General features: G+C 61.0%; 13 protein-coding genes and 2 rRNA genes (1 of these 15 running past the window's edge). 12 read left to right on the top strand and 3 right to left on the bottom strand.

Annotation, left to right across the window (positions count from 1 at the left end):
- From ACVWSC_RS25605 to yfiB, 8 genes are all read left to right on the top strand, one after another.
- Positions 1-1,640: ribosomal RNA gene (locus tag ACVWSC_RS25605) — 23S ribosomal RNA — on the top strand; it begins 1,251 nt to the left of the window's first position.
- A 129-nt stretch (positions 1,641-1,769) separates the two neighbouring features.
- Positions 1,770-1,885 (top strand): 5S ribosomal RNA (gene rrf, locus ACVWSC_RS25600).
- Positions 1,886-2,091: 206 nt separating this feature from the next.
- Positions 2,092-5,571: an exodeoxyribonuclease V subunit gamma gene (recC, locus tag ACVWSC_RS25595; protein WP_442109963.1), complete on the top strand. Its 3,480-nt coding sequence runs from the start codon at positions 2,092-2,094 to the stop codon at positions 5,569-5,571.
- Positions 5,568-9,248 (top strand): exodeoxyribonuclease V subunit beta, encoded by a 3,681-nt coding sequence (gene recB, locus ACVWSC_RS25590; protein ID WP_442109961.1) that lies wholly within the window; start codon positions 5,568-5,570, stop codon positions 9,246-9,248. Before recC ends, recB begins: the two co-directional genes overlap by 4 nt.
- Positions 9,245-11,326, top strand: coding sequence for an exodeoxyribonuclease V subunit alpha (recD, locus tag ACVWSC_RS25585; RefSeq protein WP_442109959.1), 2,082 nt, complete (start codon positions 9,245-9,247; stop codon positions 11,324-11,326). The genes recB and recD overlap by 4 nt, the downstream gene beginning before the upstream one ends.
- 113 nt (positions 11,327-11,439) lie before the next feature.
- Positions 11,440-12,015, top strand: a complete 576-nt coding sequence (gene yfiR, locus ACVWSC_RS25580; protein ID WP_442109957.1) for a regulatory sequestration protein YfiR — start codon at positions 11,440-11,442, stop codon at positions 12,013-12,015.
- Positions 12,012-13,283 carry a diguanylate cyclase DgcN/YfiN gene (gene dgcN, locus ACVWSC_RS25575; protein WP_442109955.1) on the top strand — a complete coding sequence of 424 codons (1,272 nt, stop codon included), beginning with the start codon at positions 12,012-12,014 and terminating at the stop codon, positions 13,281-13,283. The genes yfiR and dgcN overlap by 4 nt, the downstream gene beginning before the upstream one ends.
- Before the next feature lie 3 nt (positions 13,284-13,286).
- Positions 13,287-13,787: an outer membrane lipoprotein YfiB gene (yfiB, locus tag ACVWSC_RS25570; protein ID WP_442109953.1), complete on the top strand. Its 501-nt coding sequence runs from the start codon at positions 13,287-13,289 to the stop codon at positions 13,785-13,787.
- Here the strand turns inward: yfiB and ACVWSC_RS25565 are convergent.
- Positions 13,784-14,731 (bottom strand): LysR family transcriptional regulator, encoded by a 948-nt coding sequence (locus ACVWSC_RS25565; RefSeq protein ID WP_442109951.1) that lies wholly within the window; start codon positions 14,729-14,731, stop codon positions 13,784-13,786. The two genes, yfiB and ACVWSC_RS25565, sit on opposite strands and share 4 nt — an antisense overlap.
- A 137-nt stretch (positions 14,732-14,868) precedes the next feature.
- Here ACVWSC_RS25565 and ACVWSC_RS25560 point away from each other — a divergent pair, with 137 nt between their 5' ends.
- Entirely contained in the window at positions 14,869-16,395 is a 1,527-nt protein-coding gene (locus ACVWSC_RS25560) for a CoA-acylating methylmalonate-semialdehyde dehydrogenase (protein ID WP_442109949.1), read from the top strand.
- 11 nt (positions 16,396-16,406) lie between these two features.
- Positions 16,407-17,294 carry a 3-hydroxyisobutyrate dehydrogenase gene (gene mmsB / locus ACVWSC_RS25555; RefSeq protein WP_442109947.1) on the top strand — a complete coding sequence of 296 codons (888 nt, stop codon included), beginning with the start codon at positions 16,407-16,409 and terminating at the stop codon, positions 17,292-17,294.
- A 127-nt stretch (positions 17,295-17,421) separates the two neighbouring features.
- Here the strand turns inward: mmsB and ACVWSC_RS25550 are convergent, their stop codons facing one another.
- Positions 17,422-18,327 carry a LysR family transcriptional regulator gene (locus ACVWSC_RS25550; protein ID WP_442109945.1) on the bottom strand — a complete coding sequence of 302 codons (906 nt, stop codon included), beginning with the start codon at positions 18,325-18,327 and terminating at the stop codon, positions 17,422-17,424.
- Between the two features lie 77 nt (positions 18,328-18,404).
- On the opposite strand from ACVWSC_RS25550, the gene ACVWSC_RS25545 reads away from it, so the two are divergent.
- Positions 18,405-19,169: a sulfite exporter TauE/SafE family protein gene (locus ACVWSC_RS25545; RefSeq protein WP_442109943.1), complete on the top strand. Its 765-nt coding sequence runs from the start codon at positions 18,405-18,407 to the stop codon at positions 19,167-19,169.
- Here the strand turns inward: ACVWSC_RS25545 and ACVWSC_RS25540 are convergent.
- Positions 19,159-19,473, bottom strand: a complete 315-nt coding sequence (locus ACVWSC_RS25540) for a putative quinol monooxygenase (RefSeq protein ID WP_442109941.1) — start codon at positions 19,471-19,473, stop codon at positions 19,159-19,161. The two genes, ACVWSC_RS25545 and ACVWSC_RS25540, sit on opposite strands and share 11 nt — an antisense overlap.
- Positions 19,474-19,669: 196 nt before the next feature.
- On the opposite strand from ACVWSC_RS25540, the gene mdaB reads away from it, so the two are divergent.
- Positions 19,670-20,260, top strand: a complete 591-nt coding sequence (gene mdaB / locus ACVWSC_RS25535) for an NADPH:quinone oxidoreductase MdaB (RefSeq protein WP_442109939.1) — start codon at positions 19,670-19,672, stop codon at positions 20,258-20,260.
- Positions 20,261-20,289 lie beyond the last annotated feature (29 nt).

Genomic DNA, 20,289 nt, shown 5'->3' with positions numbered 1-20,289 from the left:
GAGTAACGACAATGGGAGTGAAAAACTCCCACGCCGAAAGACCAAGGTTTCCTGCGCAACGTTAATCGACGCAGGGTTAGTCGGTCCCTAAGGCGAGGCTGAAAAGCGTAGTCGATGGAAAACAGGTTAATATTCCTGTACTTCTAGTTATTGCGATGGAGGGACGGAGAAGGCTAGGCCAGCTTGGCGTTGGTTGTCCAAGTTTAAGGTGGTAGGCTGAGATCTTAGGTAAATCCGGGATCTTAAGGCCGAGAGCTGATGACGAGTTGCCTTTAGGCGACGAAGTGGTTGATGCCATGCTTCCAAGAAAAGCTTCTAAGCTTCAGATAACTAGGAACCGTACCCCAAACCGACACAGGTGGTTGGGTAGAGAATACCAAGGCGCTTGAGAGAACTCGGGTGAAGGAACTAGGCAAAATGGCACCGTAACTTCGGGAGAAGGTGCGCCGGTGAGGGTGAAGGACTTGCTCCGTAAGCCCATGCCGGTCGAAGATACCAGGCCGCTGCGACTGTTTATTAAAAACACAGCACTCTGCAAACACGAAAGTGGACGTATAGGGTGTGACGCCTGCCCGGTGCCGGAAGGTTAATTGATGGGGTTAGCTAACGCGAAGCTCTTGATCGAAGCCCCGGTAAACGGCGGCCGTAACTATAACGGTCCTAAGGTAGCGAAATTCCTTGTCGGGTAAGTTCCGACCTGCACGAATGGCGTAACGATGGCGGCGCTGTCTCCACCCGAGACTCAGTGAAATTGAAATCGCTGTGAAGATGCAGTGTATCCGCGGCTAGACGGAAAGACCCCGTGAACCTTTACTATAGCTTTGCACTGGACTTTGAATTTGCTTGTGTAGGATAGGTGGGAGGCTTTGAAGCGTGGACGCCAGTTCGCGTGGAGCCATCCTTGAAATACCACCCTGGCAACTTTGAGGTTCTAACTCAGGTCCGTTATCCGGATCGAGGACAGTGTATGGTGGGTAGTTTGACTGGGGCGGTCTCCTCCTAAAGAGTAACGGAGGAGTACGAAGGTGCGCTCAGACCGGTCGGAAATCGGTCGTAGAGTATAAAGGCAAAAGCGCGCTTGACTGCGAGACAGACACGTCGAGCAGGTACGAAAGTAGGTCTTAGTGATCCGGTGGTTCTGTATGGAAGGGCCATCGCTCAACGGATAAAAGGTACTCCGGGGATAACAGGCTGATACCGCCCAAGAGTTCATATCGACGGCGGTGTTTGGCACCTCGATGTCGGCTCATCACATCCTGGGGCTGAAGCCGGTCCCAAGGGTATGGCTGTTCGCCATTTAAAGTGGTACGCGAGCTGGGTTTAGAACGTCGTGAGACAGTTCGGTCCCTATCTGCCGTGGACGTTTGAGATTTGAGAGGGGCTGCTCCTAGTACGAGAGGACCGGAGTGGACGAACCTCTGGTGTTCCGGTTGTCACGCCAGTGGCATTGCCGGGTAGCTATGTTCGGGAGAGATAACCGCTGAAAGCATCTAAGCGGGAAACTTGCCTCAAGATGAGATCTCACTGGAGCCTTGAGCTCCCTGAAGGGCCGTCGAAGACTACGACGTTGATAGGTTGGGTGTGTAAGCGCTGTGAGGCGTTGAGCTAACCAATACTAATTGCCCGTGAGGCTTGACCATATAACACCCAAGCAATCTGCAGCGCAGATTGTGGTGGTGAAGACGAAAGTCACCGAAAGTTTGCAAAACCACAAAGTCACATACCCAATTCGCTGGAGTGTCTAACAAGACCTTCTGGCAACAGAATTTCTTGACGACCATAGAGCATTGGAACCACCTGATCCCATCCCGAACTCAGCAGTGAAACGATGCATCGCCGATGGTAGTGTGGGGTTTCCCCATGTGAGAGTAGGTCATCGTCAAGATTAAATTCCGAAACCCCTATCTGCGTACGCAGGTAGGGGTTTTGTCTTTTCCGCCGACCAAAATCTGCTGGGATGGGCTTCTTCTTGTGGGAGCGGGCTTGCCCCGCGATAGCGGTGTGTCAGGCAGATCGCTATCGCGGGGCAAGCCCGCTCCTACAGCGCCATGCTATGGTTTGCGCCTGTCCGCCCAGCCTCAAGGATGTCCAATGTCGCAAGCAAACTCACTCCTACCAGGATTCATGGTGGTTCACGGCAACCGCCTGGATGAACTGCGCAGCTTGGTTGTGAGTTGGATGCGGCGCTATCCCCTCGCTCCGCTGGAAAATGAGATTGTTCTGGTGCAAAGCAACGGCATTGCCCAGTGGCTCAAGCTGGCTCTTGCTGAAGACCCCGAGGATGACGACCTGGGCGGCTGTGGCATTGCCGCCGCAGTCGAGGTGCAGTTGCCCGGCAGTTTCATGTGGCAGTTGTATCGCCGTGTTCTGGGGCGAGATGAGATCCCAGAGGTTTCCCTGCTCGACAAGGCACCACTGACGTGGCGCTTGATGCGCCTGTTGCCTGAAGTGATCGACAAGCCGCACTTCGAACCCCTGCAGCGCTTTCTCACCGACGACACCGATTTGCGCAAGCGCTACCAGTTGGCTGAGCGCCTGGCCGACCTGTTCGACCAATATCAGGTGTACCGTGCCGACTGGCTGAAAGACTGGGCAGCCGGGCGGCATGTGCTCAATACCGCGCGGGGGGACAGCAAGCCACTACCACCGGCCAACTGCTGGCAAGCGGAGTTGTGGCGTGCGCTGCTGCTGGATGTCGGCGAGGAGGGCATGGCGCAGAGTCGTGCCGGTGTGCACCAGCGCTTCATCGAACGCATCAACCGCCTTGAACATGCACCCGCTGGTCTCCCTTCGCGAGTGATCGTATTTGGCATTTCTTCCTTGCCCGCCCAGGCGCTGGAAGCCTTGGCTGGCCTGGCACGTTTCAGTCAGGTGCTGTTGTGTGTACACAACCCCTGCCGTCATCACTGGGCCGACATCGTTGCCGACAAAGACCTGCTGCGACACCAGTACAAGCGCCAGCAACGCAAGCAGGGTATGCCCAGCCTGATCGACGCCCAATCGTTGCATCAGCACGCACACCCGTTGCTGGCTGCGTGGGGTAAGCAGGGCCGCGACTACATCAACCTGCTCGACAGTTACGATGATCCTGCAAGCTATAGCGCAGCCTTCACTGATGGGCGTATCGATCTGTTCAGTGAAAGTCAGCCAAAAACCCTGCTCAATCAGTTGCAGGACGACATTCTGGAACTGCGCCCACTAGCCGAAACCCGCGCCTTGTGGCCGGCGGTCAAACCGAACAAGGACCCCTCGGTACGTTTTCATATCGCGCACAGTCCGCAGCGTGAAGTGGAAATACTGCATGACCAGTTGCTCGCACGCTTCAGTGCCGATCCGCAGTTGCGTCCGCGCGATGTGATCGTCATGCTGCCAGACATTAACACCTACGCCCCGCATATCCGCGCGGTGTTTGGTCAACTGGGCCGCGATGATCCACGCTTCATTCCTTTCACCCTGACGGACCAAGGCCAGCGTGGCCGCGACCCGCTGCTGATTGCCCTTGAGCACCTGCTGAAGTTGCCCGATAGCCGATTTGCCGTCAGCGAAATTCTCGACCTGCTGGACGTACCGGCCTTGCGTGCCCGCTTCTCCATCAAGGAAAGCGACCTGGCAACCTTGCACCGCTGGATCGAGGGTGCGGGCATCCGTTGGGGGTTGAACGCCGAGCAACGTGCCAATCTCGGTTTGCCCGCAGATCTTGAGCAGAACAGTTGGCGCTTCGGTTTGCGACGCATGCTGCTCGGCTATGCCGTCGGTGTGGGTGAAAGTTGTGATGGCATCGAACCGTTCGACGAAATCGGGGGCCTGGATGCAGCACTGATCGGCCCGCTGGTAGCCTTGCTCGATGCTCTGGAAGTTGCCTACCAGCAGTTGTCCAAGCCGGCGACTGCGCAGCAATGGGGTGAGCGTCTGCATGCTTTGTTGCAGGTGTTCTTCCTGGCCGAAACCGAGCATGACGATTATTTGCTGGTGCAACTGCAAACCTTGCGCGAGGACTGGTTGCAAACCTGCGAGTCGGTTGCGCTTGAAGACTTGCTGCCATTGACGGTGGTTCGCGAAGCCTGGCTGGCCGGCCTTGATCAAGGGCGTCTGTCGCAACGCTTCCTCGCCGGTTCGGTGAATTTCTGCACCCTGATGCCGATGCGCGCCATCCCGTTCAAGGTGGTCTGCCTGCTGGGCATGAACGACGGCGATTACCCGCGTGCGCAGCCGCCATTGGACTTCGACCTGATGGGCAGTGACTACCGGCCCGGCGACCGTTCGCGCCGTGAAGACGACCGCTACCTGTTGCTCGAAGCACTGCTGTCGGCCCGCGATCAGCTCTACGTCAGCTGGGTCGGCCGCAGTATCCGCGACAACAGTGAGCGCCCAGCCTCGGTGTTGATTGGGCAATTGCGTGACCACCTCGCTGCCGGTTGGCGGCTGGAGGGAGCAACCACCGGTGATAAGCTCGATGCTGGCGAGCAGTTGCTGCATGCCTTGACCGTAGAGCACCCGTTGCAACCGTTCAGTACTCGCTATTTCCACAAAGGCAGCAACCTGTTCAGTTACGCCCTGGAATGGCGAGCTTTGCACCTGCCTGGCGAAGAACAATCGAAGGCCGACGATGCGTTGCCGCCGTACAGCAGCGACGAAGCCTTGAGTCTGACCTTGCTGCAAGACTTCCTGCGCCACCCGGTACGCCACTTTTTCAGCCAGCGTTTGAAGGTGTTCTTCGAGTCGGCGCAAGCACCACTGGCGGATGAGGAGCCCTTCGTACTCGACGCCTTGCAACGCTATAGCCTCAGCGAAAGTCTGCTGGCAGCCGCCCTGGCCGCACCTGACGACGCCGCCCAGGCACTCGGTAGTCAGGCTCGTCGTCTGCAGGGTAGTGGCATGCTGCCGTTGGCGGGCTTCGGGCAATGCCTGCAAGCTGAACTGGTCGAGCCGTTGCCCGATCTGCTGCTACGTCATCAACAGCTGCTGCGTCAGTGGCCCAACGCCCTGGACAGTGCATTGCCGATTCGCTTCGAGTATCGCCAGCTCAAGCTCGAAGGTTGGCTCGGGCGGGTCTATCAGCGCGACGATCAGTCGTTGCTGAGTATTACCACGTTACCTAATGGCATCAGCAGCGGCCGCTCGCTGAAGTGGCATCGGCTGACCGCGACCTGGGTCATGCACCTGGCCGCCTGCGCCGTTGGCCTGCCGTTGCACAGTGCGGTGGTTGCCACTGACATTACCCTGCTGTTGGCTCCACTAGAGCAATCGCGGGCCACCGAATTGTTCGGTGACCTGCTCCTGGCGCGTCAGACCGGCATGGGGGCGCCGCTGCCGGTGGGTGTCAAAACCGCCTTTGCCTGGCTGGCCCAAAGTGACCCGGACAAAGCCCTGGCTGCTGCGGCCAAGGCCTATGAAGGCGATGGCCAGAACAGCTTTGGCGAGCGCAGTGAAAGCACCGCCCTGGCACGTCAGTTCAACGATTTCGCCGCGCTCACCGCCAGTGAAGAGTTCGAAGGCTGGTGTGAAGCCTTGTACCGTCCGATGCTGGAAGCGCCCTGGCAGACCCTGAGCAATGAGGAGAACGGCCAATGAGTCGCAGTGCACCGTTGGCCCTGACGTTTCCGTTGCATGGCAGCCAACTGATCGAAGCCAGCGCCGGTACCGGCAAGACCTTCACCATTTCCGCACTGTACTTGCGCCTGGTGCTTGGCCATGGCGGCGAGCAGGGTTTTGGCCGTGAGCTGTTGCCACCACAGGTATTGGTGGTGACCTTTACCGACGCGGCCACCAAGGAGCTGCGCGAGCGTATTCGTACCCGTCTGGCAGAAGCCGCGCGCTTCTTCCGTGGTGAACTGAGTGAAGCCGACCCGTTGCTGCAGCTACTGCGTGACGACTATCAACCTGAGCTTTGGCCGGCCTGCGCCAATCGCCTGGATGTGGCGGCGCAATGGATGGATGAGGCGGCTGTCTCGACTATCCACAGTTGGTGCCAACGTATGCTGCGTGAGCATGCGTTCGACAGCGGCAGCCTGTTTACGCAAACCCTGGAAACTGACCACAGTGAATTGCTCGCTCAGGTCATGCGCGACTACTGGCGGCGCTTTTGCTACAGCATGCAAGGTGACGCCCTGGCCTGGGTGCGCAGCCAGTGGGTCAGCCCGGATGCACTGTTGCCGCGAGTACGCGCACTGTTTGGTCGTAAGCACATCGACAACACTGGCGAAGAGCCGCAGGCGTTGATCGATGCCGTGCTGCAACAGCGCGCCGAGCAATTGCGCACGCTCAAGGCGCCTTGGCTGCAGTGGTCTGCGCAACTGCTGCAGATCTGCCGCGACGGCCTGGCCGCCAAGCAGGTGGACGGGCGCAAGATGCAAGCGCGTTACTTCGAGCCCTGGTGCGAGAAGCTGGCCGCGTGGGCCAGTGATGAGCAAGCGCTGGAGCTTGATCTGGGTACCGGCTTTACCCGCTTTACCCGAGCGGGCATGGCCGAAGCCTGGAAGGGCGAGGCGCCGAGCCACCCCGCACTGCAGGCTATGGAAGGTTTGCAAGAGCAACTCAAAGCCTTGCCAACCCCTGACGCCTGTTTGTTGGAGCATGCCGCCGCCTGGGTGGGTGCACGCTTTGAACAGGAAAAGCGCCGCCGTGCGGAAATGGGCTTTGACGACATGCTCGTGCGTCTTGACCACGCTTTGCATGGCGATGCCGGCGAACGTCTGGCCGGTCTGATCCGCGAGCAGTTTCCGGTCGCCCTGATCGATGAATTCCAGGACACCGACCCAGTCCAGTATCGGATCTTTCAACGCATCTACTGCATTGAGGAGAACGTCCAGGACACTGGCCTGTTCATGATCGGTGACCCCAAGCAGGCGATCTACGCGTTTCGTGGTGCGGATATCTTCACCTACCTGCAAGCGCGTCGCGCCACCGCCGGGCGCTTGCACAGCCTGGATACCAACTACCGCTCCAGCGAGGCGATGGTCAGTGCGGTCAACCATGTGTTCATGCAAGCCGAACTGCGCGAACAGGGGCGCGGCGCCTTCCTGTTTCGCAGCAGCGATGACAACCCGGTGCCCTTCGTCGAGGTCAAGGCCAAAGGGCGCAGCGAGCAATTTCAAGTCGATGGGCAGACGCTTGCGGCGCTCAACCTCTGGCAGTTGGGTAGTGAAGAGCCGGTATCCGGCGCGGTCTACCGCCAGCAGCTCGCTGCCAGTTGCGCCAGTCAGATCGTCGCGCTGCTCAATGGTGGACAACAGGGCCGTAGTGGTTTCCTCCAGGCCGACCAGTCGCTGCGCGGCTGCATGCCGTCTGACATTGCCATCCTTGTCCGTGACGGCCGCGAAGCACAACTGATTCGCGCCGAACTGGCGGCCCGCGATGTCCGCAGCGTGTACCTGTCGGACAAGGACTCGGTATTCGCCGCGCAGGAAGCTCAGGACCTGCTGGCCTGGCTCAAGGCCTGTGCCGAACCCGATGCCGAACGTTTGCTCAAGGCGGCGCTGGCGAGCATCACCCTCAACCTACCGCTGTCGGCGCTGGAGCAGTTGAACCAGAATGAGCGGGTGTGGGAGCGCTGGGTCATGCAGTTCCGCCAGTACCGGCTGATCTGGCGCAGCCAGGGCGTGTTGCCGATGCTGCGCCATCTGCTGCACGATTTTGAGCTGCCACAGGTGTTGATCGGCCGCAGTGACGGTGAGCGGGTGCTGACCAACCTCTTGCACCTGGCCGAGTTGCTGCAGCAGGCAGCCAGCGAGCTGGATGGTGAGCAAGCGCTGATCCGCCATCTGGGCGAGCATCTGGCCAGTGCCGGACAGGCCGGTGAAGAGCAGATTCTGCGTCTGGAAAGCGATGAGCAACTGGTCAAAGTGGTCACCATCCACAAGTCCAAGGGCCTGGAATACCCGCTGGTGTTCCTGCCATTCATCTGCACCAGTAAACCGGTGGACGGCCAACGCCTGCCGCTGGCCTGGCACGACAGCGATGGCCAGGCCCACCTGACCCTGACGCCGAATGCCGAACAGATTGCCTTGGCCGACGATGAGCGCCTGGCCGAAGACCTTCGCCTGCTCTACGTGGCCCTGACCCGCGCCCAGCACGCCTGTTGGCTCGGGGTTGCCGACCTCAAGCGTGGTACCGGCAAGACGTCGTTGCTGCACCGCTCGGCCCTGGGCTATCTGCTCGGCGGCGGCCTGCCGTTGGCTGCCTCCAGCCAACTGAGTGATTGGTTGCAGGCCTTGCAGGGCGGATGCAAGGCTATCGCCAGCAGCGCCATGCCTGAGCCGAATGAGCAGTGCTACAGCGCACCGCGTAACCAGGCCGAACTGTTGCCTGCGCGGCAACCCAAGCGCCGTGCGGCGGAAAACTGGTGGATTGCTTCCTACAGTGCGCTGCGCATTGGTGAAGAGGCGCTGACGCTGACGGCAGACAGCTCTCAGGCCCAGCAACTGCTGGATGACGAACGTCCCGACCCACAGCAGTTGCGCGAAGTGATGCCGGGCAGTGGTGATATCCACCGCTTCCCGCGCGGCCCCAACCCCGGGACCTTCCTCCACGGCCTGCTCGAATGGGCAGGGCATGAAGGCTTTGCTCAGGTAACGGCTAACGATGAAGCGCTCAAGCGCATGGTCGGTCAGCGCTGCAACCGTCGCGACTGGACGGGTTGGATCAACACCCTCGGCGACTGGCTGCAGCATGTGTTGGTGCAACCCATGGCCCTGGCGCCAGAAAGCCCACCCTTGGCGTTGAACCAGCTGACGCAGTACCAGATCGAGATGGAGTTCTGGTTTGCCAGCCACAAGGTCGATGTGCTCCAGCTCGACCGTCTGGTGTGTGAGTACACCCATCAAGGCGCCGCACGGGTCGCTGCCCAGCCGGCCCAGCTCAACGGTATGTTCAAAGGCTTCATCGACCTGGCCTTCGAGCACGACGGGCGTTACTACGTGGCCGACTACAAGTCTAACTGGCTCGGCCCGGACGAACAGGCCTACAGCGAGCTGGCCATGGAGTCGGCGATCCTCAGTCACCGTTATGACCTGCAGTACGTGTTGTACCTGCTGGCCCTGCATCGCCAGCTCAGCGCACGGCTGGTCGATTACGACTACGACCGCCATGTCGGCGGTGCGTTGTTTGTCTTTTTGCGTGGTGTGCATGCGGCGTCTGGCGGGGTGTATTTCGTCAAACCGCCACGGGAGCTGATCGAGCGCCTCGATGCTTTGTTCCGTGGCGTCAGCGTACCGCAGCAACATGACCTGTTCCTGGGAGAAGCACCATGAGCCGTACCCTCGACGACCTGTTGCCGACGCCGCTGGATGCTGCGCATCTGGCGGCACTCGAGCCTTTGAGTAACAGCGCCGACCTGTTGGCGCTGCTTGACCGTTGGGTCGAACGTGGCTGGTTGCGCGCCCTGGACCGGGCCTTTGTCGGCTTCCTTGAGGAGCGTGATCCCGGCGGCGATCCCTTGGTACTGCTGGCCGCGGCCCTGGCCAGTCACCAGTTGGGGCACGGGCATGTGTGCCTGGACTTGGCCGAGACCCTGGCCGAGCCGGACTTTGCCCTGTCGCTGCCGCCGGAAGGTGATGCGTTGGCAGGTCCGTTGTTGTTGCCGTCGCAGTTGCTTGAACAGTTGGCCTTGAGCACCTGGCTGCAGCGCCTGGCCAGCAGCCGTCTCGTCGCCCAGGGTGGCCGGGCTGAAGAGGGTTCGCGGCCTCTGGTGCTCAGCGCTCAGCGCCTGTACTTGCGCCGTTACTGGGCCTATGAACGGCAGATCGACAGTGCCCTGCGTCAGCGTCTGGAGCAGGTCGAGCCGAGTCCGGCCGATCTGCCTGCGCGGCTGGCGCAACTGTTCGTAGCGGGCGCTCAGCCAGGGCAGGTGGATTGGCAGAAACTGGCCTGCGCACTGGCTACCCGTGGCGCCTTCAGCATCATTACTGGCGGCCCCGGCACCGGCAAGACCACGACGGTAGTGCGTTTGCTCGCCTTGTTGCAGGCGCCGGCAGTAGAAGCGGGTCGCCCCTTGCGCATCCGTCTGGCGGCACCGACCGGCAAGGCCGCAGCGCGTTTGACCGAGTCGATCGGCCAGCAGGTTGAGCGCCTGGAAGTTGAGCCGCAGGTGCGGGAAAACATTCCTACCGACGTCTCGACTGTGCACCGGCTATTGGGCAGCCGCCCGGGCTCGCGACATTTTCGCCACCATGCGGGCAACCCGTTGCCGCTGGATGTTCTGGTCGTCGATGAAGCCTCGATGATCGACCTGGAGATGATGGCCAACTTGCTGGCGGCGCTACCGCCCCATGCTCGTCTGGTGTTGTTGGGCGATAAGGACCAGTTGGCGTCGGTGGAAGCGGGTGCCGTGCTGGGTGACCTCTGCCGCGATGCCGAGGCTGGCCGCTACAGCGCGCAGACTCAGGCCTGGCTGGAGCAGGTCAGCGGCGAAAGCCTGACGAGCAGTGAGCTGCAGGCAGGTACCGCCGAGCAGTATCCATTGGCCCAGCAGGTGGTGATGCTGCGCTTTTCCCGGCGCTTTGGTGAGAGCAGCGGTATTGGTCGGCTGGCGCGGCTGGTCAACCTGCAGGATGCCGATCAGGCGCGGGCCTTGTTGAAGCAGACCCAGGATGATGTGTTTGGCCTGACCTTGCGCGGTGAACAGGATCGCGCCCTGGATCGTCTGCTGCTGGAAGGGCTTGGCCGCGGCGAGAATGGCCCACAGGGTTATCGCAGTTATCTGCAAGTCATCGGTCGTCAACGCCCGGCGCTGACGACGCCGGTCGATGACCCACGCTGGGAGGCGTGGGCCATGGCCGTGCTGCAAGGCTTTGAAACCTTCCAGTTGCTGTGTGCCGTGCGTAAAGGCCCCTGGGGTGTCGAAGGGCTGAACCAGCGGGTTAGCCGGGTACTCGGCGCCGCCGGGCTGATTGATGCCGAGCAGCCGTGGTATGAGGGGCGGCCGGTGCTGATGACCCGCAACGACTATGGCCTGGGCCTGATGAACGGTGACATCGGGATCGCCCTGCGCCTGCCGGATGAACAGCAACCCGGGCAGCAGGTGCTGCGCGTGGCATTTGCCCGTAACGATGGCCGCGGCGGCGTGCGCTTTGTATTGCCCAGCCGCCTCAATGAGGTGGAGACGGTGTTCGCCATGACCGTGCACAAGTCGCAAGGCTCGGAGTTCTCCCATACCGCCTTGGTGCTGCCGGACGCCTTGAACCCGGTTTTGACCAAGGAGTTGATCTACACCGGTATCACCCGGGCGAAAAACTGTTTCACTTTGATCGAGCCGCGCCTGGGCGTGTTCGAAGACGCGGTACGGCGCAAGGTCAAGCGCATTTCCGGTTTGATGCTAGAGCAGGTTTGAACAGGGCGATTCGGCCTTTGAGCGGATCCTCAGGGGCCAGCCTACTCGCTGGAAAATCGACCATTATGCTATCGTTACGGCATCATCCCGCTGGGACTTAAGAGACTTCCTTCATGAAAGTGGCGGCCCCGACACCGGGACGTGTGACGCGCCGGGGGCGCTCGCTGATCGCGGCGTTACTGGTGCTGCTAAGCCCGCTCGTCTGCGCTGAGGCGCCCGCCACTGCAACCATGGCCGAACAACGCGCTGCTGCCGTGACTCAGGTGGTACTGGGAATTCTCAGTTATGCCCGCTGGCCGGTAGAGCCAGAGCAGTTGCGCCTGTGCCTGGTCGGCCCTACCGAGTATGCCGACGATCTGGTCAAGGGCACGACACAGCCCACCGGCCGCCCTGTACAGGTTCGCCGCCTGTTGGCCGCAGACTCGCGCATTTCCAGCGAATGCGATGCGATTTACCTCGGCGAGTTGAATCCCAGCGAACGCAGCCAACTCTTCAACGCAATCAGCGGTCATCCGGTGTTGAGCATCAGCGAAGCCGATGACCCGTGCACGGTGGGCAGTGTGTTCTGCCTGCGCGTCAGCGATCGCCAGGTGGCGTTCGAGGTCAACCTGGATTCGGTGGCGCGCAGTGGTGTGCGTATTCACCCCTCCGTGCTGCAATTGTCGCGACGACGGGCGGCGCAGCCATGATCGGCTTTGGCTGGGGCCGTCAGCGCCCGACCTTGCGCGCCGTGCTCGGGCGTCGTCACCTGAGTGTGGCGTTGCTGGCCGTAGGCTTGGCCGGGGTGGCCTTGACCGTACTCGGCGTGCTGGCGCTGCGTGTATATGCCAACCACAACCTGCACCTGATCGCCCGTTCGATCAACTACACGGTCGAAGCCGCCGTGGTGTTCAACGACAGCAGCGCTGCCAATGAAGCCCTGTCGATGATCGCCGCCACGGAAGAAGTGGCAGACGTCAAAGTTTTCGACGACAGCAATCAGTTGCTTGCCCGTTGGCAGCGCAACAATGACAGCCTGCTTGCGCAAGTGGAGCAACAGGTGGCGCGTAGCTTGCTGGAAGAACCGGTCATCCTACCCGTGATGCATCAGGGCCAGCAGGTCGGGCGGATCGAGCTGGAAGGCCAAGGGGGCAGTCTGGTGCGCTTTCTGCTCAGCGGTCTGGCCGGGATTGTCTTTGCCACGCTGCTCAGCGCCCTCGGGGCGTTGTACCTGTCGCGGCGCATGTTCGGCGATATCGTTGGGCCGCTGCGCAGCCTGGCGACGGTCGCCCATGCGGCGCGCCGTGAGCGCCGCTTTGACCGCCGCGTACCCGAGGCGCAGATCGCCGAGCTCAATGAGCTGGGCAACGACTTCAACGCCTTGCTCGATGAATTGGAAAGCTGGCACAGCCACCTGCAAAGCGAGAACGAAAGCCTGGCTCACCAGGCCAGTCACGACAGCCTCACCGGTTTGCCCAACCGTTCGTTCTTCGAAGGCCGGCTCAGCCGCTCCCTGCGCAACGCCAGCAAGTTTGAGGAACACATGGCGTTGCTGTTTCTCGACAGCGACAACTTCAAGGCCATCAACGACAGCCATGGTCATGCCGCTGGTGACGAAGTGTTGGTCAGCGTCGCCACTCGGGTGCGGGCGCAGTTACGCGAAGGCGATCTGGTCGCGCGCCTGGGCGGTGACGAATTTGCCGTGCTGCTGACGCCTTTGCACAGCCGCGAAGATGCCCAGCGTATCGCCGAGAAAATCATCGGCAGCATGCGTTTGCCGATTCGCCTGGCTGAAGGCCACAGCATCACGACCTCGCTGAGTGTCGGCATTGCTTTCTTCCCGGATGACGGCACGACACCGGCAGACTTGCTCAGTGCCGCCGATGCGGCGATGTATCAGGCCAAGCGCACCACGCGTGGCCAGTGGCAAGCGGCAGAGACGGAACGCTCTGCCCATCATGTAAAAAACAGGAGCTGAATTGTGATCCACCTGAGTCGATATCTGCGCTTTCACTTTGCCTGGCTGGCCCTGGTGCTGCTGGCCTTGACCGGTTGCCAGAGCGTGCCGCCCAAAGGCCTGACGCCTGAACAGATCGCCTTGCTCAAGCACGAAGGCTTTCGCCTGACCGACGAAGGCTGGGAATTCGGCCTGTCGAGCAAAGTGCTGTTTGGCAGCGACTTGGATGCCCTGAACAGCGAGAGCCAGGCCATTGTCGAGCGTCTTGGCAAGTCGCTGTTGTCGGTGGATATCCAGCGCGTGCGGGTTGACGGACACACCGACGCTTCCGGCCGTGCCGCGTACAACGAGCAACTGTCACTGCGCCGGGCCAAGAGTGTTGCCAATGCGTTGAGCGCTATCGGCATGCGCCCGGAAAACATCGAAACCCGTGGCCTGGGCAGCCGCGTTCCGGTGGCCAGCAACGACACCAGCGCCGGGCGTATGGAAAACCGCCGCGTTGCTATCGTGGTTGCATCTGACTAATCAGCGAAGACAATCTGGCGCGACTCACCCATCAATAGTGGTGCGTTGCGCTCAGTGACATTGCGGATGTAATCCCACAATAGGGTAATTCGCTTGAGTTTCCTCAAGTCCTCGCGGCAGTACATCCAGAACTGCCGGGTAATCTCCACCTCTTGCGGCAGGATCGCCACCAGGCGCGGATCCTGTGCGGCCAGAAAACACGGGAGAATCGCCAGCCCACGGCCTTGTTGCGCAGCCACATACTGGGCAATCACGCTGGTGCTGCGCAGGTTGGCGCTGGCCGCCGGGATCAGGTTGGCCAGGTACAGCAACTCTGAACTGAAAGCCAGGTCGTCGACGTAACTGATGAACTGATGGTCAGCCAGGTCGCTGCTGCGGGTGATCGGCGCGTGGTTGTCGAGGTATTCCTGGGTGGCGTACAGGCGCAGGCGGTAATCACACAGCTTGCAGCACACGTAGGGGCCATGCTCCGGGCGTTCCAGGGCAATGACGATATCGGCTTCACGCTTGGACAGGCTGATGAAGTGCGGCAGCGGCAGGATGTCTACCGAGATCGCCGGGTAGGTGTCGACGAAATGACTCAGTTGCGGGGTGACGAAGAAACTGCCAAAGCCTTCGGTACAGCCCATGCGCACATGCCCGGAGAGCGCCACACCGGACCCTGACACCTGCTCACAGGCCATGTGCAGGGTGCTTTCGATTGACTCGGCATAGCTCAGCAGGCGCTGCCCTTCAGCGGTGAGAACAAAGCCGTTGGTCCGCGATTTCTCGAACAGCAGGGTACCCAGCGCACCTTCCAGCGAACTGATGCGCCGCGACACCGTGGTGTAGTCCACGCCCAGGCGTTTGGCCGCGCTGCTGGCCTTGCGGGTTCGCGCCACTTCAAGAAAGAACTTCAGGTCATCCCAGTTCAGGGAGCCCAGGGAGGTGATGTTTTTTTGCATGTTGGTCCGGTTTTTATGTTCGTTCTTATAGGATCTTTGCACATCTATACTCCAAATCAGCCCCTAGACCCAAGCGTCCGTCGTGACAGACCCGGCGGCGTCGATCTCTCCCAAACAACAATTTCAGGAGAACGCACATGAACGCATCCCTTACTCCCGACCAGACCAAGGTCGAGCAGGTCAAGCTGCTGATCGACGGCCAGTGGGTCGAGTCGAAAACCACTGAGTGGCGTGACGTGGTCAACCCGGCCACCCAGCAAGTGCTGGCGCGTGTGCCGTTTGCCACCGCTGAAGAAGTCGACGCGGCTATCGCTGCCGGCCAACGTGCCTTCAAAACCTGGCGTGATACCCCGATTGGCGCGCGTATGCGCATCATGCTCAAGCTGCAAGCGCTGATCCGTGAGCACTCCAAGCGCATTGCCGTGGTGCTCAGCGCCGAGCAGGGCAAAACCATTGCCGACGCCGAAGGCGATATTTTCCGCGGCCTGGAAGTGGTGGAGCATGCCTGCAGCATTGGCAGCCTGCAGATGGGCGAGTTTGCCGAGAACGTTGCCGGTGGTGTCGATACCTACACCCTGCGCCAGCCCATCGGTGTGTGCGCCGGTATTACCCCGTTCAACTTCCCGGCGATGATCCCGCTGTGGATGTTCCCGATGGCGATCGTCTGCGGCAACACCTTCGTGCTCAAGCCGTCCGAGCAGGACCCGCTGTCGACCATGATGCTGGTCGAGCTGGCGCTGGAAGCCGGTGTGCCAGCCGGTGTACTGAACGTGGTACACGGCGGCAAGCAGGTGGTCGATGCCCTGTGCACTCACACCGATATCAAGGCGATTTCCTTCGTTGGTTCTACCGAAGTGGGCACCCACGTCTACAACCTCGCGGGCCAGCATGGCAAGCGTGTGCAGTCGATGATGGGCGCGAAGAACCACGCGGTGGTGCTGCCAGATGCCAACCGTACGCAAACCCTCAATGCCCTGGTCGGCGCCGGTTTCGGTGCTGCCGGTCAGCGCTGCATGGCTACCTCGGTGGCGGTGCTGGTGGGCAAGGCGCGTGAGTGGCTGCCGGAACTGAAAGAACTGGCGGCCAACCTCAAGGTCAACGCCGGCAGCGAGCCAGGCACTGACGTTGGCCCACTGATTTCCAAGCGTGCCAAGGAGCGTGTGCTGGGCTTGATCGAGAGCGGCATCAAGGAAGGCGCCAAGCTGGAACTCGATGGCCGCGACGTCAGCGTGCCGGGCTACGAGCAAGGCAACTTTGTCGGCCCGACCCTGTTCTCCGGGGTGACCACCGACATGCAGATCTACACCCAGGAAATTTTCGGCCCGGTACTGGTGGTGCTGGAGGTCGATACCCTCGATGAGGCGATTGCCCTGGTCAACCGTAACCCCTTCGGTAACGGCACTGGCCTGTTTACCCAAAGCGGCGCTGCGGCGCGCAAATTCCAGAACGAAATCGATGTGGGCCAGGTGGGTATCAACATCCCGATTCCGGTGCCAGTACCGTTCTTCAGCTTCACCGGTTCCCGCGGCTCGAAGCTGGGTGATCTGGGCCCATACGGCAAGCAAGTGGTGCAGTTCTACACTCAGACCAAGACCGTCACCAGCCGCTGGTTTGATGACGACAGCGTCAACGACGGTGTGAACACCACCATCAGCCTGCGCTAAGGAGCTGCATCATGCGTATCGCATTTATCGGCCTGGGAAATATGGGCGCGCCCATGGCACGCAACCTGATCAAGGCCGGGCATCAACTGAACCTGTTCGACCTGAACAAGACGGTGCTGGCCGAGCTTGCCGAGCTGGGCGGGCAAATCAGCAGCTCGCCGCGTGATGCCGCGCAGCAGAGCGAGCTGGTGATCACCATGCTGCCAGCTGCGGCCCATGTGCGCGGTGTGTACCTGGGTGAAGACGGCGTGTTGGCCGGTGTGCGTGCCGGTACGCCGGTGGTCGACTGCAGCACCATCGACCCGCAGACCGCCCGTGATGTTTCCGCAGCGGCGGCCAAACAGGGCGTAGACCTGGCTGATGCCCCGGTGTCTGGCGGTACCGGTGGCGCAGCGGCGGGTACCCTGACCTTTATGGTCGGTGCCAGCGATGAGCTGTTCGCCACGCTGCAACCGGTGCTGGCGCAGATGGGCCGCAACATTGTGCATTGCGGTGCGGTAGGGACCGGGCAGATTGCCAAGATCTGCAACAACCTGCTGTTGGGCATCTCGATGGTCGGTGTGTCCGAGGCCATGGCCCTGGGCAATGCGCTGGGCATCGACACCAAAGTGCTGGCGGGCATCATCAACAGTTCCACCGGGCGTTGCTGGAGTTCTGATACCTACAACCCGTGGCCGGGGATCATCGAGACGGCACCTGCGTCTCGCGGTTATACCGGAGGGTTCGGTGCCGAGCTGATGCTCAAGGACCTGGGGCTGGCCACTGAAGCGGCGCGTCAGGCGCATCAGCCGGTGATTCTCGGTGCCGTAGCACAACAGCTTTACCAGGCCATGAGCCTGCGCGGTGACGGCGGCAAGGACTTCTCGGCCATTGTCGAGAGTTACCGCAAACCAGAGTAACGAGGCGGACTTTATCGCGACTCCCGTTCCACACCCACCTGTAACTGCGCACCGGGTGGGTGAGGAGGGGGCTCGCGATATTTTTTTTGGGTAGGAGCGGGCTTGCCCCGCGATGGTGGGCTGTCTGTCACATCGTATCGCGGGGCAAGCCCGCTCCTACCAAGTGGCCGACCAAGGCTTGGCTGTGGCCGGGCAGGTTCAGAAAGTCTCGGGCGCAGAGCAACAGTTGGCGATTGGCCCAGGGGTCTTTTAACGCCACACTGCGCAGTTCCAGCACGCCTTGCCAGCGGCGCACGGCGGCCAGTGGCACCACGCCTAGCCCGGCACCGTGAGCCACCATGCGGATGACCCCGTCGAAGCTCTCGGCCCTGACCCGCACCTGCATACGTCTCCCGAGTTGCAAGGCCTGTTGCTCCAGATGCAGCGCCAACGCGCTGTCAGACGACAACCCGACGAATCCCTGTTCCAGCGTGTCGGCAAAACGCAGGTCGCCGTGTGCCGCTAACGGATGAGCAGGCGGCATGATCAATACCAATGGGTCGTCGCGAAAGAACTGTGTCTGCAAATGCTCGTGGCTGGCGGCAGTGGAGATGATGCCAAGGTCCGCCGCGCCCTGGGTGATGGCCTGGACGATGCGCAGGCTCGGCAGCTCCTGAACGTCGAGGGTGATGGCCGGGTAGCTGGCGAGAAAGCTTGCCAGCCGTTCAGGCAGGTATTCGCTCAGCGCCGCCGTATTGCACAGCAGGCGGATCTGGCCTTGCAGGCCTTGAGCGTACTGCGCCAGATCGAACTGCAAACGCTCCACCTGTTGGCCGATCAAGCGCGCGTGCTGCAGCAGCGCCTGGCCTGCCGAGGTTGCCTGTACGCCACGGCGATTACGCTCCAGCAAGGGCGTACCCAGGGATGCCTCCATGGCGCGAATCCGCGCGCTGGCAGCCGGTAGCGAGAGGTGGCTGCGTTGGGCGCCAGCGGTGATGTTGCCGCACTCCAGGGTGTGCTGGAACAGTTGCAGGTCAATCAGATCGAAATGCATGTGCCTCTGCCTGAGCAATAGTCTGACTCAGTATATGGCAGATTTTCAGCGGCCCGCTGCACAGGCAGGATGGGCCTATGACAACCTTATTTGGCTTTTATCAGGCACTCGGCCCGGCGCTGTCGCTGCTGGTGGTGTTCACGTTTCTGCTGGCCGGTGCGGTCAAGGGGGTGATCGGCCTGGGGCTGCCCACCGTTGCCATGGGCCTGCTCGGGCTGGCTATGCCGCCAGCGCAGGCAGCCGCGTTGCTGATTGTGCCGTCGACACTGACCAACCTCTGGCAACTCGGCGCAGGCGCTCACCTGTCAGCCCTGTTGCGTCGATTGTGGCCAATGTTGCTGATGATCTTTGTCGGAACCGTGGCTGGCAGCGCCTGGCTGGGCATCAACACTGGCGCGTGGGCAGCGCACGCGCTGGGTGCAGCGTTGCTGGTCTATGCGTTGTATGGCGTGTTCGGCCCGGCTGTGTGCTTGCCCCCGGCATGGGAGCGTGTGGCAGGGCCGATGTGTGGGCTGGCCACCGGCGTGGTCACTGCGGTCACCGGGGTGTTTGTGATCCCGGCGGTGCCGTACTTGCAGAGCCTGGGGTTGAACCGTGACGAGATGGTGCAAGCGTTGGGCCTGTCGTTCACGGTTTCGACCCTGGCACTGGCCTTGGGCCTGGCCGGGCAAGATTCGCTCGGTGTCGAGGCGTTGGGGGCATCCTTGCTGGTGCTGTTTCCGGCGCTACTGGGCATGCTCGCTGGCCAGTGGTTGCGCCAGCGCATCAGTGCCGTGCTGTTCAAACGGTGCTTCTTCGTCGGCCTGGCACTACTTGGCGCACACCTGCTGTTTAACGGCTAGCCGAGGATGGGCTGAGCATGTCGATCAGTTGAATGTCGAAGTCGCGTTCGAGGTAGTCCATGCGTTTTTCGAAGAACTGCTGCATGTGCGGCAGTGCTGAGTGCTCGTCCAGTGCAGCCTTGCTGGCCCAGATTTCGTAGAACACGAACAGGCTCGGGTCTTGCTTGTCACGCAGCATGTGGTACTCGATGCACCCGGGCTCGGCACGACTCGGTTCGACATAGGCGCGAAACAGGGTTTCGAAGGCTTCAGCTTTTTCCGGGCGGGTCTTGGCTTTGAGAATGAAGCCGTAAGGTTCGCTCATGAGGTTGACCTCTGGTGGGGATGCGCTGATTTTATTTCAATAATGTCTGCTTGATTCGTGCTTTTCAGTCAAAAGTTTTTTGCACCATCGACGGTTTTTCCATCACCTTGCTTTCCTTAATCTGCCGCCATTCCAATTCACCCGAGCCGGGCCGTTCCAGACACCGCCGCGGATCGAACCACAGATGAGGCACGTGATGAAAAAAGTTCTGCTGCTCAATGGCGGTAAAAAGTTCGCCCACTCCGATGGCCGTCTCAACGAGACCCTGCATGAAGCGGCCCTGGCGTTTCTCGATCGCGCCGGTTTCGATATCAAGACCACCTACATCGACGGCGGTTATGACAACGCTGAAGAAGTGCAGAAGTTTCTCTGGGCTGACGTGATCATCTATCAGATGCCAGGTTGGTGGATGGGCGCACCCTGGACCGTCAAGCAATACCTGGACGAGGTGTTTACCGCCGGTCACGGCAGCCTCTACGCCAATGACGGTCGCACCCGTTCCGATGCATCGCAGAAGTACGGCAGTGGTGGCCTGATCCACGGTAAGCAGTACATGCTCTCGCTGACCTGGAACGCTCCGCAGCAGGCGTTCGACGACCCCACGGATTTCTTCGAAGGCAAAGGTGTGGATGCGGTGTATTTCCCATTCCACAAGGCCAACCAGTTCCTCGGCATGAGCGCACTGCCAACCTACCTGGCCGTCGATGTGATGAAGCGCCCGAATGTCGAAGCCGCCGTGGCGGCCTACGAGCAACATCTGGCCCGGGTTTTCCAGATCCCGGCCTGATGAAGTCTTGCGCAGGCCGTGGCAAGCGG

This window comes from Pseudomonas sp. NUPR-002 (genome assembly GCF_056322725.1).
This window is presented reverse-complemented; position numbering and strand designations above follow the sequence as displayed.